This is a genomic window from Nonomuraea corallina (assembly GCF_027620315.1).
GTDB lineage: Bacteria > Actinomycetota > Actinomycetes > Streptosporangiales > Streptosporangiaceae > Nonomuraea > Nonomuraea corallina.
In genome coordinates this window covers 1-12858 of the sequence record NZ_JAPNNL010000200.1, presented here as the reverse complement: position 1 = coordinate 12858, position 12858 = coordinate 1, and the positions used below count along the sequence as shown (strand labels likewise).

Here is a 12858-nt window from a genome sequence, read left to right as displayed (position 1 = left end):
GCTGGGGCCATCGGCCGGGGCTATTCGGAGACGCCGAGCTTCTCCAGGATGAGCTGGCGGGCCCGGGCCGCGTCGGCCTTGCCCCGGCTGGCCTTCATCACGCCGCCCACGAGCGCGCCGACAGCGGCGATCTTGCCGGAGCGCACCTTGTCGGCGGCGTCGGCGTTGCCCGCCAGCACCTCGTCGATCATGGCCGACAGCTCGCCCTCGTCGTTGACGATCTTCAGGCCGCGCCGGTCGACCACCTCGTCGGGGGAGCCCTCACCGTCGAGCACGCCCTCCAGCACCTCACGGGCCAGCTTGTCGTTGAGCGCCCCGGAGGCGACCAGCTCGGTCACCCGGGCCACCTGGCGCGGCGTGATCGGCAGGTCGGCCAGCGCCCGGCCGGACTCGTTGGCGCGGCGGGCCAGCTCGCCCATCCACCACTTGCGCGCGTCGCCCGCGGGCGCGCCCGCGGTGACCGTGGCCTCCACCAGGTCGATGGCGTCGGCGTTGTGCATGGCCTGCATGTCGAGGTCGGACAGCCCCCACTCGGCCTGCAGCCGCTTGCGCTTGACCGACGGCAGCTCGGGCAGGGCCGCCTTCAGCTCCGCCACCCAGGCCGGGTCCGGCGCGATCGGCACCAGGTCGGGCTCGGGGAAGTAGCGGTAGTCCTGCGCCTCCTCCTTGGACCGGCCGGACGTGGTGGTGCCGGTGTCCTCGTGGAAGTGGCGGGTCTCCTGCACGATCCGGCCGCCGTCGGTGAGGATCGCGGCCTGCCGCTCGATCTCGCCGCGCACCGCGCGCTCGACGCTGCGCAGCGAGTTGACGTTCTTGGTCTCGGTACGGGTGCCCCACTCGGACGAGCCGCGGGGCATGAGCGAGACGTTCACGTCGCAGCGTAGCGAGCCCTCCTCCATGCGCACGTCGGAGACGCCCAGCGAGCGCATGATCTCCCGCAGCTCGGTCACGTAGGCCTTGGCCACCTCGGGCGCGAGCCGGTCGGTGCCGGGGATCGGCTTGGTGACGATCTCGACCAGCGGGATGCCGGCCCGGTTGTAGTCGACGATCGAGTAGTCGGCGCCGTGGATGCGGCCCGTGGCGCCGCCCACGTGGGTGGACTTGCCGGTGTCCTCCTCCAGGTGGACCCGCTCGATCTCGATCCGCACGGTCTCGCCGCCGACCTCCAGGTCCAGGTAGCCGTCGAAGCAGAGCGGCTCGTCGTACTGGGAGATCTGGTAGTTCTTCGGCATGTCCGGATAGAAGTAGTTCTTCCGCGCGAAGCGGCACCATTCGGCGATCGAGCAGTTCAGCGCGAGGCCGATCCTGATCGTGGACTCGATCGCCTGCGCGTTGGCCACGGGCAGCGACCCCGGCAGCGCCAGGCAGGTCGGGCAGACCTGCGAGTTCGGCGGCGCCCCGAACGTGGTCTTGCAGCCGCAGAACATCTTCGACTCGGTGCCCAGCTCGACGTGCGTCTCCAGCCCGAGCACCGGCTCGAAGCGCTCGATCGCCTCGTCGTACGGCATGAACGTGTCAGTGCTCACAAGTAACCAAGTCCCTTCAGTGCGCTCTCCGTCTCGGCCACCCACGCCGCGTAGGCGGGGACCTGGGCCAGGACGTCAAGATCGATGTTTCTGCCTATGGATTCGAAATAGTCCCGGACGTGCTGGTTCTGGCGAGGCACCACCCGGTCCAGGACCTGCTTCGGATCGGCGATCCTCTCCACATCACGTGGGTTCGCCGGAAGCAGCCGGAGATCGCTGCCCTTGAACCCCATCCACACCTTCCGGTCGGCGAGCAGCCACGCCTCGGTTTCCCGCACCGGCACCACGCCGACCACCGGAAGACCCGTCGCCTGCCGCACCGCTTCCACCTTGCGGCGTTCGCGATAATCGTTGTGGACGAAAAGCAGATGACACTCGCCGGCGAGGTCGCTCAGCGCCTCGATCACCCGATCCTCATCACGGATCGAACGGCAGGATGCGATCTCGGACGGGGCCACGTTCACCGCGCACCGCGCGGAGGCCCAGGTGAGCTGCTGCAGCTGACGAAAGATCAAGATGCCCAGGAAGATCTCATCAGTCTCCCCCTCGGCGACCAGGCCGGGAACCAGTGGGCGACTCATGTCGGAGTCTCCACGGCGGAGAGGTACCGGCGAACCTGGCGCGGTGACACGAACGTCCCGGGCTCCCCTTCCGCTCGGACGGGCTTGGCCACGGTGACCCGTGACATGACCGCACGCTCCGGATCGACCCGAACCGCGCTGTCCAGGAAGACAAGCGACTCCGGCTGCAGCCGGTAGAGCTCCGAAACCACCACAGGCGAGTGGGTAGTGAGGATCACCTGCCGCAGCGGCCGGAGCAGAGCGCGGGGATCGTTCAGGTCCGTCACCAGTCGCCGGATCCGGCGGAGCAGCTCCGCCAGCCTGCTGGGATGCAGGCCGTTCTCGATCTCCTCGATGAGGAGCACTCCCGGGTGCACGGGATCATGAAGAGCTGCCAACAGTCCCAGAATGCGCAGCGTGCCATCGGACAGCAACGCGCTGGACACCTGGCCCTGCCCACCGATCACCAGGTCGAAGGACCATTCCTGTCGCCGCACATCGAGGTAGGGCACCAGCCCGGCGACGTCGGGAATGAGCGCGGCCAAGTCCAGAACGAGCGGATCGAGCGCCTCGGTCTCGTGGAGTCTGCCCAGGACCGCGGCCAGGTTCGCGCCATCCGAACGGAGCGGCCGGCGATCCGCGGCCGACGCCACGGCACGCATGGCACGCGGGTCCGGCTCGTACCAACGCCAGTCCACCGCGGATGCGGCATCCATGAGCACGAGGTCGGTGTCCTCGTCCTCCTCATCGCCCGGGGCGACGCTGATCTCATCTCGGCAGCGCGCCTTCACCGCCTGGGGCAGACGATCCAGTTCTCCTGCGTTCCAGCCGTAGGTGCCGAACTGCTCCACGACAGGTTCCGCCGGATTTCTCGCGATGGTGTCCAGATGGATCGGCCACAGCTCCGAGCCGTATTCCGAGAGCAGCGTCAGCCGGATCTCGAACGCCGAGGCGCCGCCCCCCTCAACGGCCTGGTGGAACAGCTGATGGGCGCGCCCGCGCTTCGCCGTCAGCAAAGCGTCCTGCCCTGAGCGCGCCGTGGTCGCCACGAAATCGAGCGCGTCCAGCAGGTTGGACTTCCCGCTCGAGTTCGGCCCGACCAGCGCGAGGAACGGCGGCACGTCGAGCTCGAAGTCCAGGAAGGACTTGAACCCGTCGATCTCGATACGAGTGAGCACGCCGCCGTCCCCCTTTCCTAGAGCGCCGGGGCCTTGGCCAGGAGGCTGCCGCCCCAGCGGCTCTCCAGGGCCCGCTCCACGGCGGCGCCGACGCGGTAGCAGCGGTCGTCGCCCAGCACCGGGGCCATGATCTGCAGGCCCACTGGCAGGCCGTCCTCGTCGGCCAGGCCGCACGGCACCGAGATGGCCGCGTTGCCGGTCAGGTTGGACGGGATCGTGTAGAGGTCGGCGAGGTACATCGCCATCGGGTCGTCGGCCCGCTCCCCGATCGGGAAGGCCGTCGTCGGCGTCGTCGGCGAGATCAGCACGTCGACCTGGTGGTAGGCGGCCTCGAACTCGCGCGAGATGACCGTGCGGACCTTCTGTGCCTGCCCGTAGTAGGCGTCGTAGTAGCCGCTCGACAGCGCGTACGTGCCCAGCATGATGCGCCGCTTGACCTCGGGGCCGAACCCGGCGGCCCGGGTCAGCGCCATGACCTCCTCGGCGCTGCGCTCGCCGTCGTCGCCGACGCGCAGGCCGTAGCGCATCGCGTCGAAGCGGGCCAGGTTGGAGGAGCACTCGGACGGCGCGATCAGGTAGTAGGCCGGCAGGGCGCTGGCGAACGACGGGCAGGACACCTCGACGACCTTGGCGCCGAGCGACTCCAGGAGCTGGACCGTCTCGTTGAAGCGGGCCAGCACGCCGGGCTGGGCGCCCTCGCCCTCGGCGAACTCCTTGACGACGCCGATCCGCATGCCGGAGACGTCACCGTGGCGCGCGGCCTCCACCACGGAGGGGACCGGCGCGTCGATGGAGGTGGAGTCCATCGCGTCGTGGCCGGAGAACGTCTCGTGCAGCAGCGCCGCGTCGAGCACGTTGCGGGCGAACGGGCCGGGCGTGTCGAGCGAGCTGGCGAACGCGATCAGGCCGTAACGGGACGAGCCGCCGTAGGTCGGCTTCATGCCGACGATGCCGGTGACGGCGGCCGGCTGGCGGATCGAGCCGCCGGTGTCGGTGCCGGTCGCCAGCGGCGCCTCGTACGCGGCCACGGCGGCGCTGGAGCCGCCCGACGAGCCGCCGGGCACCCGGGTCAGGTCCCACGGGTTGCGGGTGACGTGGTAGGCCGAGTTCTCGGTGGAGGAGCCCATGGCGAACTCGTCCAGGTTGGTCTTGCCCAGGATGACCAGGCCGGCCTCGCGCAGCCGCCGGGTGACGGTCGCGTCGTAGGGCGGGCGCCAGCCTTCGAGGATCTTGGACGCGGCCGTGGTCGGCATGTCGCGGGTGGCGAAGATGTCCTTGTGCGCGATGGGCACCCCGGCCAGCGGTCCGAGCCTCTCCCCGGCCCGCAGCCTGGCGTCGACGGCCCCCGCCTGCTCCAGCGTGGTCTCGCGGTCGACGTGCAGGAACGCCTGGACCTGCGGCTCCACCTCCGCCATCCGGTCGAGATGGGCCTCGGCCACCTCGGTCGCCGACACCTCGCGGGCGGCGATCATCGCGCCGAGCTCGGCGGCGGTCTTGCGGATCAGGCTCATGCCTCCTCCCCGAGGATGCGCGGCACCCGGAAGCGGTCGTCCTCGACGGCGGGAGCCCCGGAGAGGGCCTGCTCGGGCGTCAGGGACTGTCGCACCTCGTCGGGACGGAAGACGTTGGTCAGAGGCAGAGCGTGCGACGATGGCGGCACGTCCTCGGCGGCGACCTCGGCCACCTTCGCGACCGACTCGATGATGGCATCGAGCTGCGTGGCGTAGTGGTCGAGCTCGTCGTCGGTGAGCGCCAGCCTGGACAACCGGGCCAGATGCGCGACCTCGTCGCGGGTTATGGCGGACATGAGTCGTTGAACCCGTTTCGTGGATGGAGTTGGGACACTCACATCCTAGGGGCGTCGACGGATCGCCTCAGAATCGTTAACCACCTGGAAACACGTGCCGTGTCGCGGGCCGGTCAGACGCTCTGGGTCATCTCGGGCCGCAGGCCGTGGCCGAGCTCCTGGACGGCCGCCAGGCGCTCGCGGAGCCAGGCGGTGGCGTCGGCGGCCGGCATCGGCTCGCAGAACAGCCATCCCTGGCCCAGGTCGCAGCCGATCTCGGCGAGGCGCAGGGCGACCGCCTCGGACTCGACGCCCTCCGCCACGGAGCGCAGCCCCAGCGAGCGGACCAGGTCGACGATGGAGCGGACGATGCGCTCGTCGTCGGCGGAGTCGGCCATGCGGCGCACGAAGGAGGCGTCGATCTTCACCTCGGAGACCGCCAGCCGTTGCAACCGGATGAGCGAGGAGTAGCCGGTGCCGAAGTCGTCGAGCGCGAGCGGCACCCCCAGCGCGGCCAGCGCCTTGATCGTCTCCTGGGTGTACGCCTGCTCGCCGGTCAGGATCCGCTCCGTGACCTCCAGCTGGATGGCCGACGGCGGCAGCCGGAGCCTGGCCAGCCCGGCTTCGAGCTGCTCGGGCAGGGCGTGGCCGAGCAGGTCGCGGGCGGAGATGTTGACCGAGATCTGCACTCGCAGGCCGGTGTGCCACCAGCGGGCGGCCTGCTCCAGCGCCTCGTCGATGACGTACGCGGTGAGCTGACGCATCAGGTAGGACTGCTCGGCCAGCGGGATGAAGTCGGACGGCCCGATCGCCCCGTGGATCGGATGGCGCCAGCGCAGCAGCGCCTCGACCCCGTACACGGCGCCGCCAGCGCCCCCGGCGGCCCCGGCGTCACAGGCCAGAGCGACCTTGGGCTGGTAGTGCAGGCACAGCTCGCGGCCGTCGAGCGCGCGGCGCAGGTCGCCCAGCAGGGTGAGCCGTTCGGGCGAGTTGCGGTCCTTGTCGGGCTGGTAGATCTCGACGCCGGTGCGGCCCTCCTTGGCCAGGTACATGGCCACGTCGGCGCGCTGGAGCAGCAGCTCGAAATCGGGCGCGTGGTCGGGGAAGAGGGCGATGCCGACGGAGCCGTCGAGGTCGAACGACATGCCTTCGAGCCGCACCGGCTCGGTGAGGGCGGCCCGCAGCCGGGCGGCCACCTCGCGGGCGGCGTGCGCGTCCCTGATGGACGGCAGCAGCACGGCGAACTCGTCGCCGCCGAGCCGCGCCACCACGTCGCCCGGCCGCACCGAGTGGGTGAGCCGGTGGGCGACGAGCTGCAGCAGCCGGTCGCCGACCGGGTGGCCCATCGTGTCGTTGACCTCCTTGAACCGGTCGAGGTCGATGAGGAACAGTCCGACCCGCTCGTCCTGGCGGGACTCGGCCAGCGCCTCCTCGGTGCTGACGATGAGCATCTTGCGGTTGGGCAGCCCGGTCAGCTCGTCGTGCAGCGCCTGGTGGTCGCGGCGCATGGAGAGCGTGGCGGTGAAGTAGACGGCCGCGAGCGGGGCAACGAACAGCGGCACCAGCCCGGGTGAGTGGTTCATCACGACGACGACCAGCGGGGCCAGCCCGAGGAGTCCGGCGTACACCAGGGCCTGCGGCCCGACAGAAGCGCGCAGCACCCGCAGGATGGAGCGGCGTTCGTGCAGCGCGACGGCGCCGCAGACGAGGGCGGCCCGGGTGGTGAAGTAGGCGACCCCCGACAGCACGATGGCGAGCAGGTCGTCGCCGCTCGGCACCCACGGCACGGCGGGGCTGGGCACGTGGCCGAACGCGCCGATCACGACGGCCGCGGCGGTGAGCGCGAGCGTGGACTGGGCGACGTTGAACATCGCCCGGTGCCAGGCCTTGCGGGTGACCATGGCGTTGACGATGATGGCCGCCGCCTGCATGAGCACCGCCACGGGCAGCCCGAGGTAGAGCAGGATCGCGAAGGTGAACATGGCCGAGGGGTACGTGCCGCCCACCGCGGTCGCGGAGGACACCATGACCGGCCGCAGCTCGCCCAGGATCACCAGCACGGCGAGCATCCAGAACAGCGGGGTGCGGACGAGCTCCGTGGACGGGCCCGGATCGAGCCTCAGCACGGCCACGAGGAGCGCGGTGAAGCCGATCGCGGTGACGCCCGCGAGGAACGCCCACAGAGGCGTGCCGGCGCGCGGCCCGGTGTCGCGAGTGTCGGTTGGGTCAGTCATCGTAACGAAACCCCCATTAGGTCCCTATGGGAGGGTACGACCATAACCCACTTCGTGAAGCCAAGCGCGTACGTTCCGTCACATCCCCTCCCCGGCACGCACCCACCCTCCGTAGTTACCTGGTCAACGCCCTGTATCCGCAGAAACTTCCCGACAATTACGGTTCGGGGGTGACCGCCAGCTCGGCCGCCGCCTCGGGCCCGCGGTCCAGCAGGACCGCGAAACCCTCGCCGGTCAGGATCGGGACACCGAGGCTCACGGCCTTGTCGTACTTGGACCCGGCGTTCTCGCCGGCGATCAGGAACGAGGTCTTCTTCGACACCGAGCCGGTCACCTTGCCGCCCCTGGCCGCAAGCGCCGCGCCCGCCTCGTCGCGGGTGTGGGCCGGGAGCGTGCCGGTGACCACGAACGTCAGCCCCTCCAGCGTCTGGGGCAGCTCGGAGACGGCCGGCGCCTCCTCCTCCATCCGGACGCCCGCGGCCCGCCACCGCTCCACGATCTCGCGGTGCCAGTCGACCTGGAACCACTCCCTGATGGTGACCGCCATCCGGGGCCCGATGTCCTCGACCGCGGCCAGCTCCTCCTCCGTGGCGTTCATGACGGCGTCGAGCGAGCGCAGCTCGGCGGCGAGCTTCTGCGCGGTGGGCGGGCCGACGTGGCGGATCGACAGCGCGACCAGCACCCGCCAGAGCGGCGCCTCCCGCTTGACCCGGTCGAGCTCGGCGATGAGCTGGTGGGCCGCCTGGCTGGGGTTGCCGTCGGCGTTGGAGAACAGCGAGACGATCTTCTGCTCGCCGGTCCTGGGGTCGAGCTTGGGCAGGCCGGACTCCTGGTCGCGGACCACCGACCGGATCGGCACCAGCCTGTCGATCGTGAGGTCGAACAGGTCGGCCTCGGTGCGCACCACCGGCTGCTGCGGCGGCACCGGCTGGGTGAGCGCGGTGGCGGCGACGTAGCCCAGGCCGCGGATGTCGAGCGCGTTGCGGTGGGCGGCGAAGTAGAGGCGCTCGCGGATCTGCGCGGGACAGCCGCGGGCGTTCGGGCAGCGCAGGTCGGCGTCGCCCTCCTGCTCGTAGGCCAGCTCGGTGCCGCACTCGGGGCAGTGGGTGGGCATGACGAACGGCCGCTCGGCGCCGTCGCGCAGGGCGGTGACCGGCCCGATGATCTCGGGGATGACGTCACCGGCCTTGCGCAGGACGACCGTGTCGCCGATGAGCACGCCCTTCTTGGCCACCACGGCGGCGTTGTGGAGCGTCGCCCGGGTGACCGTCGAACCGGACACCACCACCGGCTCCATCACCCCGAACGGCGTCACCCTGCCGGTGCGGCCCACGCCGACGTGGATGTCGAGCAGCTTGGTGTTGACCTCCTGGGGAGGGTACTTGTAGGCGATGGCCCAGCGCGGCGCCCGCGAGGTCGAGCCCAGCTCGCGCTGGACCCGGAACCTGTCGACCTTCACGACCACGCCGTCGATCTCGTAGGCGGGGTCGTGGCGGTGCTCGCGGTAGTGCTCGATGTAGGCGTTGACCTCGTCGACGCCGTCCACCACCCGGTAGAGGTCGCTCACCGGCAGCCCGAACGCGCGCAGCCGTTCGTAGACCTGCGACTGCGACTGCGGCTCCGCCGCGCCCTCCCAGACGCCCACGCCGTGGACCAGCATGCGCAGCGGCCGCCTGGCGGTGACGCGCGGGTCCTTCTGCCGCAGCGTGCCGGCGGCGGAGTTGCGCGGGTTGGCGAACGGCGGCTTGCCCTCCTCCACGAGCTGCTCGTTGAGCCGCTTGAAGCCCTCGACCGGGATGTAGACCTCGCCGCGCACCTCGACCAGGCTGGGGACGTCGTCACCGGTGAGCCGGTGCGGGATGTCCCTGATGGTGCGCACGTTGGCGGTCACGTCGTCGCCGATCCGCCCGTCGCCTCGGGTGGCGCCGCGCTCCAGCCTGCCGTCACGGTAGACCAGCGCGATGGCCAGCCCGTCGATCTTCAGCTCGCAGAGGTAGGGGCCGGGGTCGCCTTCGGCCAGCCGCTCCGCCCTGGCCTGCCAGGCGGCCATGCCTTCGGCGTCGAAGACGTTGTCGAGGCTCTCCATCCGGGCCAGGTGGCGGACCTTGGCGAACTCCCCCGAGACCGGAGCGCCGACCTTCTGCGTGGGCGAGTCGGGCGTCTGCAGCTCCGGGTGGGCCTGCTCCAGCTCCAGCAGCTCGTTGAACCAGGTGTCGAACTGCGCGTCGCTGACGGTCGGCGCGTCCTCCACGTAGTAGCGGTAGCGCGCGTCCTCGACCAGCTCGCTCAGCTCGGCGTGCCGCTCCCGCGCCGCCGCGGGCGCCTCCTCCAGCTCGCTCACGGCCTCTCCTTCCCGTACGGACCCCCAGGCAGAACGGTATCGCGGCGGACCGTCAATCCTTGAGGTCGCGGGCGGGGTCGTCCTTGACCACTTGGGCGGCCTTCCTGCAGGCGGCGAGCGCGGCCCTGGCGTAGCCGGGCGAGGCGGCGGCCAGCCCGCAGGCGGGGCTGAGCACGACCTTCCCGGCCAGGTCCTCGGGCGCGAAGCCGAGCCGCCGCCACAGCTCCAGCGCGGGCCTGGCGACCGCCGCCGGGCCGGGCAGCCGCGTGTCGGTGGCGGGCACCACGCCGAGGAGCAGCCCGACGCCCGCCTCCACGAGCTCCCCGATCGCCTCCTCGTCCCTGCGCCTGATCAGCGACGCGTCCGCGGACACCGCCCGCACCCCGGCCCGGCGCAGCAGCGCGTACGGCACGGACGGGGCGCAGCAGTGGACCACCGGCTCGGGGAAGGCGCGCAGCGACTCCTCCACCCGCCACTCCTCCACGGCGGCCAGCCGGCCGAACCCCGAGGCGGTCGGCACCGTGCCCGCGAGCACTCCGGGCAGGCCCGGCTCGTCGAGCTGCAGCACCAGGTCGGTGACGCCGGGCATGCGCCGGCGCACCTCGGCGCAGTGGTCGGCGACGCCCTGCGCGAGCGAGGCGGCCAGGTCGCGCACCGCGCCCGGGTCGGACAGGACCTTGTCGCCGTGGCGCAGCTCGATCGCCCCCGCCAGCGTCCACGGCCCGCAGACCTGGAGCTTCAGCGGCCCCTCGTAGCCGTGGCCGACCTCCTCCAGGCCGTCGAGGTCGCGCCGCAGGTGGTCGACGGCGCGCCGGTGGTCGCGCCCCGGCCGCCCGGCCAGCCGCCACCCGGACGGCTGCACCTCCACGGGCAGGTCGACGAGGAGCCCCGCCGTCCGCCCCACCATGTCGGCGCCGACCCCGCGCGCGGGCAGCTCCGGCAGATAGGGCAGCCCCGGCACCTCCCCGAACACGACCCGCAGCGCCTCAAGATGATCGTCACCTGGGTGCGATCCGACCCCAGTGGCTTCCCACGTCAACATGGGCACCAGCGTAGGCTCTGCGGAATGAAGCTCACGAAGTACGGGCACGCTTGCGTACGCCTGGAGAAGGACGGCCGGGTCCTGGTCGTCGACCCCGGCGCTTTCACCCGCGATCCGGTGCTCGACGGCGCCGACGCGGTGCTCATCACCCACGAGCACTTCGACCATCTGGACGTCGACAGGCTCGCCGCCGCCTCCCCCGGCCTGGAGGTGTGGACGTGCGAGGCCGTCGCGGCCAAGCTCGCCGACCTGCCGCTGACGGTCAACGTGGTACGGCACGGCGACGACTTCGAGGCGGCCGGGTTCCGGGTGGACGTGTTCGGCGAGTGGCACGCCAAGAACCATCCTGACCTGGCCATCGTGCACAACGTCGGATTCATGCTCGACGGCGGGCTGTTCTACCCGGGCGACGCGCTCACCGTGCCCGACGCCGAGGTGGAGACCCTGCTGGTGCCGACCAACGCGCCGTGGCTGAAACTCGTGGAGATGGTCGAGTACCTGCGCGCGGTCCGGCCCGCGCGGGCGTTCTCCACGCATGACGGGCTGCTCAACGACCTCGGGCTCGGCCTGGTGGACACCTGGCTGCGGGCGGAGTCGGAGAAGCAGGGGGCCGAGATGCGCCGCATCCCGGTCGGCGAATCGGTCGAACTCTAGACCGCGCTGGACCGCGCTGGCCGCTCTGCCTGCTCTGGCCCGCCCCGCTCTGCCCGCTCTAGGCCGCCGACGCGATCGTGGCCGACCCGATGACGGTCGGCCCCGAGTAGAGCACCGCGGCCTGCCCGGCCGCGACGCCGGTGGCCGGCCGGTCGAGCTCGATGACCAGGCCGCCGTCGCGCTCCTCGAACGCGCACCCGTAGACCTCGCCGTGCGCGCGCAGCTGCACGGTGAGGTGGTCGCGGACCTCCGGGCCGTTCCACACCGGGCGCAGGCAGGAGATGCGGGTGACCTCCAGCGCCGAACGCGGCCCGACGGTGACGGTGTTGGACACCGGCTCGATCGACAGCACGTAGCGGGGCCTGCCGTCGGGCGCGGGCCGGTCGATGCGCAGGCCCTTGCGCTGGCCCACGGTGAACCCGTGAGCGCCGGGGTGGCTGCCGACCACCGCGCCGGACTCGTCGACGATCGGCCCCTCGGCCGCGCCGAGCCGCTCTGCCAGGAAGCCGCGGGTGTCGCCGTCGGCGATGAAGCAGATGTCGTGGCTGTCGGGCTTGTCGGCGACGGTCAGCCCGCGCCGGGCGGCCTCCGCGCGCACCTCGGCCTTGGTCGAGTCGCCCAGCGGGAAGATGGCGTGGCCGAGCTGCTCGCGGGTGAGGACCCCGAGCACGTACGACTGGTCCTTGGCCGGGTCGGCGCTGCGGGACAGCACGCCGTCGACGAGCCTGGCGTGGTGGCCGGTGGCGACCGCGTCGAAGCCCAGCGCCAGCGCCCGGTCGAGCACCGCGGCGAACTTGATCTTCTCGTTGCACCGCAGGCACGGGTTGGGCGTGCGGCCGGCCGCGTACTCGGCCACGAAGTCGTCGATCACGTCGCGTTGGAACCGCTGGGCCATGTCCCAGATGTAGAACGGGATGCCGATGACGTCGGCCGCCCGCCTGGCGTCGCGCGAGTCCTCGATCGTGCAGCAGCCTCTGGCCCCGGTGCGGTGCGATTGGGGGTTGGCGGAGAGGGCGAGGTGGACACCAGTGACGTCGTGACCGGCCTCGGCGATCCGGGCGGCGGCCACGGCGGAGTCGACGCCGCCCGACATGGCGGCAAGCACACGCAGTCCCATGACCGTTCCAGCGTACTGTCCGCGCGGAGGTGCCCGGGCGAAGCGTCCGGGCGAAGCGCCCGGGCGACGGGGGCGACGCGGGTGACGACCGGGGCCCGGGGTCTGCGAGGATTCAGCCATGCGACTGTTCGGGCGCAAGAGCGACGACGAGGGTGCCGACCCGGCTGAGCGCGTGGCGGGGTTCTGGCAGTGGTGGCAGAGCGCCAGGCCGGCGCTGGACGCGGCGGTCGCGGCCGGAGAGCGCGACAAGCAGGCGGAGCTGCTCGGTCCCGCGGTGGCGGCGATCCACCCCGACCTGGTGTGGGAGCTGGCCCCGGGCACGAACGCGGCGCACGCGCTGGTCGTGACGGCCGCGGGCGACGCCGAGCTGCGCCCGCTGGCGCACCGCTGGGCCCGCGCGGCGCCGCCCGCCGCCCTGCT

The 12858-nt window shown here is 71.7% G+C and carries 10 protein-coding genes and 1 pseudogene; 2 read left to right on the top strand and 9 right to left on the bottom strand.

Annotated features, from left to right (window positions below):
• Window positions 1-20: 20 nt before the first annotated feature.
• The 8 genes from gatB to OUY22_RS31980 form a co-directional block, all read right to left on the bottom strand.
• Window positions 21-1508 carry an Asp-tRNA(Asn)/Glu-tRNA(Gln) amidotransferase subunit GatB gene (gatB, locus tag OUY22_RS32015; protein ID WP_270158986.1) on the bottom strand — a complete coding sequence of 496 codons (1488 nt, stop codon included), beginning with the start codon at window positions 1506-1508 and terminating at the stop codon, window positions 21-23.
• A 14-nt stretch (window positions 1509-1522) separates the two neighbouring features.
• Window positions 1523-2107 (bottom strand): DUF4276 family protein, encoded by a 585-nt coding sequence (locus OUY22_RS32010; protein ID WP_270158985.1) that lies wholly within the window; start codon window positions 2105-2107, stop codon window positions 1523-1525.
• Complete coding sequence (locus OUY22_RS32005) at window positions 2104-3264, bottom strand: AAA family ATPase (protein ID WP_270158984.1); 1161 nt, start codon at window positions 3262-3264, stop codon at window positions 2104-2106. The genes OUY22_RS32010 and OUY22_RS32005 overlap by 4 nt, the downstream gene beginning before the upstream one ends.
• Before the next feature lie 17 nt (window positions 3265-3281).
• Entirely contained in the window at window positions 3282-4775 is a 1494-nt protein-coding gene (gatA, locus tag OUY22_RS32000) for an Asp-tRNA(Asn)/Glu-tRNA(Gln) amidotransferase subunit GatA (protein ID WP_270158983.1), read from the bottom strand.
• Window positions 4772-5071 carry an Asp-tRNA(Asn)/Glu-tRNA(Gln) amidotransferase subunit GatC gene (gene gatC, locus OUY22_RS31995; protein WP_049556801.1) on the bottom strand — a complete coding sequence of 100 codons (300 nt, stop codon included), beginning with the start codon at window positions 5069-5071 and terminating at the stop codon, window positions 4772-4774. Before gatC ends, gatA begins: the two co-directional genes overlap by 4 nt.
• Before the next feature lie 113 nt (window positions 5072-5184).
• Window positions 5185-7284, bottom strand: coding sequence for a putative bifunctional diguanylate cyclase/phosphodiesterase (locus tag OUY22_RS31990; RefSeq protein WP_270158982.1), 2100 nt, complete (start codon window positions 7282-7284; stop codon window positions 5185-5187).
• Between the two features lie 157 nt (window positions 7285-7441).
• Window positions 7442-9625, bottom strand: coding sequence for an NAD-dependent DNA ligase LigA (gene ligA / locus OUY22_RS31985; protein ID WP_270158981.1), 2184 nt, complete (start codon window positions 9623-9625; stop codon window positions 7442-7444).
• Between the two features lie 52 nt (window positions 9626-9677).
• Window positions 9678-10667 carry a methionine synthase gene (locus OUY22_RS31980; RefSeq protein ID WP_270158980.1) on the bottom strand — a complete coding sequence of 330 codons (990 nt, stop codon included), beginning with the start codon at window positions 10665-10667 and terminating at the stop codon, window positions 9678-9680.
• 24 nt (window positions 10668-10691) lie between these two features.
• On the opposite strand from OUY22_RS31980, the gene OUY22_RS31975 reads away from it, so the two are divergent.
• Entirely contained in the window at window positions 10692-11321 is a 630-nt protein-coding gene (locus OUY22_RS31975) for an MBL fold metallo-hydrolase (protein WP_270158979.1), read from the top strand.
• A gap of 58 nt (window positions 11322-11379) precedes the next feature.
• Here OUY22_RS31975 and mnmA read toward each other — a convergent pair whose 3' ends face one another.
• Window positions 11380-12438, bottom strand: coding sequence for a tRNA 2-thiouridine(34) synthase MnmA (gene mnmA, locus OUY22_RS31970; RefSeq protein WP_270158977.1), 1059 nt, complete (start codon window positions 12436-12438; stop codon window positions 11380-11382).
• Between the two features lie 118 nt (window positions 12439-12556).
• On the opposite strand from mnmA, the pseudogene OUY22_RS31965 reads away from it, so the two are divergent.
• Window positions 12557-12858, top strand: a pseudogene (locus OUY22_RS31965) (DUF695 domain-containing protein); the annotation flags it as partial.

What these genes read in the sequence shown, in the direction of transcription:
- gatB (WP_270158986.1), bottom strand. Translation starts at nt 1,508, where the DNA reads ATGCCGTACGACGAGGCGATCGAGCGCTTCGAGCCGGTGCTCGGGCTG.
- OUY22_RS32010 (WP_270158985.1), bottom strand. Translation starts at nt 2,107, where the DNA reads ATGAGTCGCCCACTGGTTCCCGGCCTGGTCGCCGAGGGGGAGACTGAT.
- gatA (WP_270158983.1), bottom strand. Translation starts at nt 4,775, where the DNA reads ATGAGCCTGATCCGCAAGACCGCCGCCGAGCTCGGCGCGATGATCGCC.
- gatC (WP_049556801.1), bottom strand. Translation starts at nt 5,071, where the DNA reads ATGTCCGCCATAACCCGCGACGAGGTCGCGCATCTGGCCCGGTTGTCC.
- OUY22_RS31990 (WP_270158982.1), bottom strand. Translation starts at nt 7,284, where the DNA reads ATGACTGACCCAACCGACACTCGCGACACCGGGCCGCGCGCCGGCACG.
- OUY22_RS31980 (WP_270158980.1), bottom strand. Translation starts at nt 10,667, where the DNA reads ATGTTGACGTGGGAAGCCACTGGGGTCGGATCGCACCCAGGTGACGAT.
- OUY22_RS31975 (WP_270158979.1), top strand. Translation starts at nt 10,692, where the DNA reads ATGAAGCTCACGAAGTACGGGCACGCTTGCGTACGCCTGGAGAAGGAC.
- mnmA (WP_270158977.1), bottom strand. Translation starts at nt 12,438, where the DNA reads ATGGGACTGCGTGTGCTTGCCGCCATGTCGGGCGGCGTCGACTCCGCC.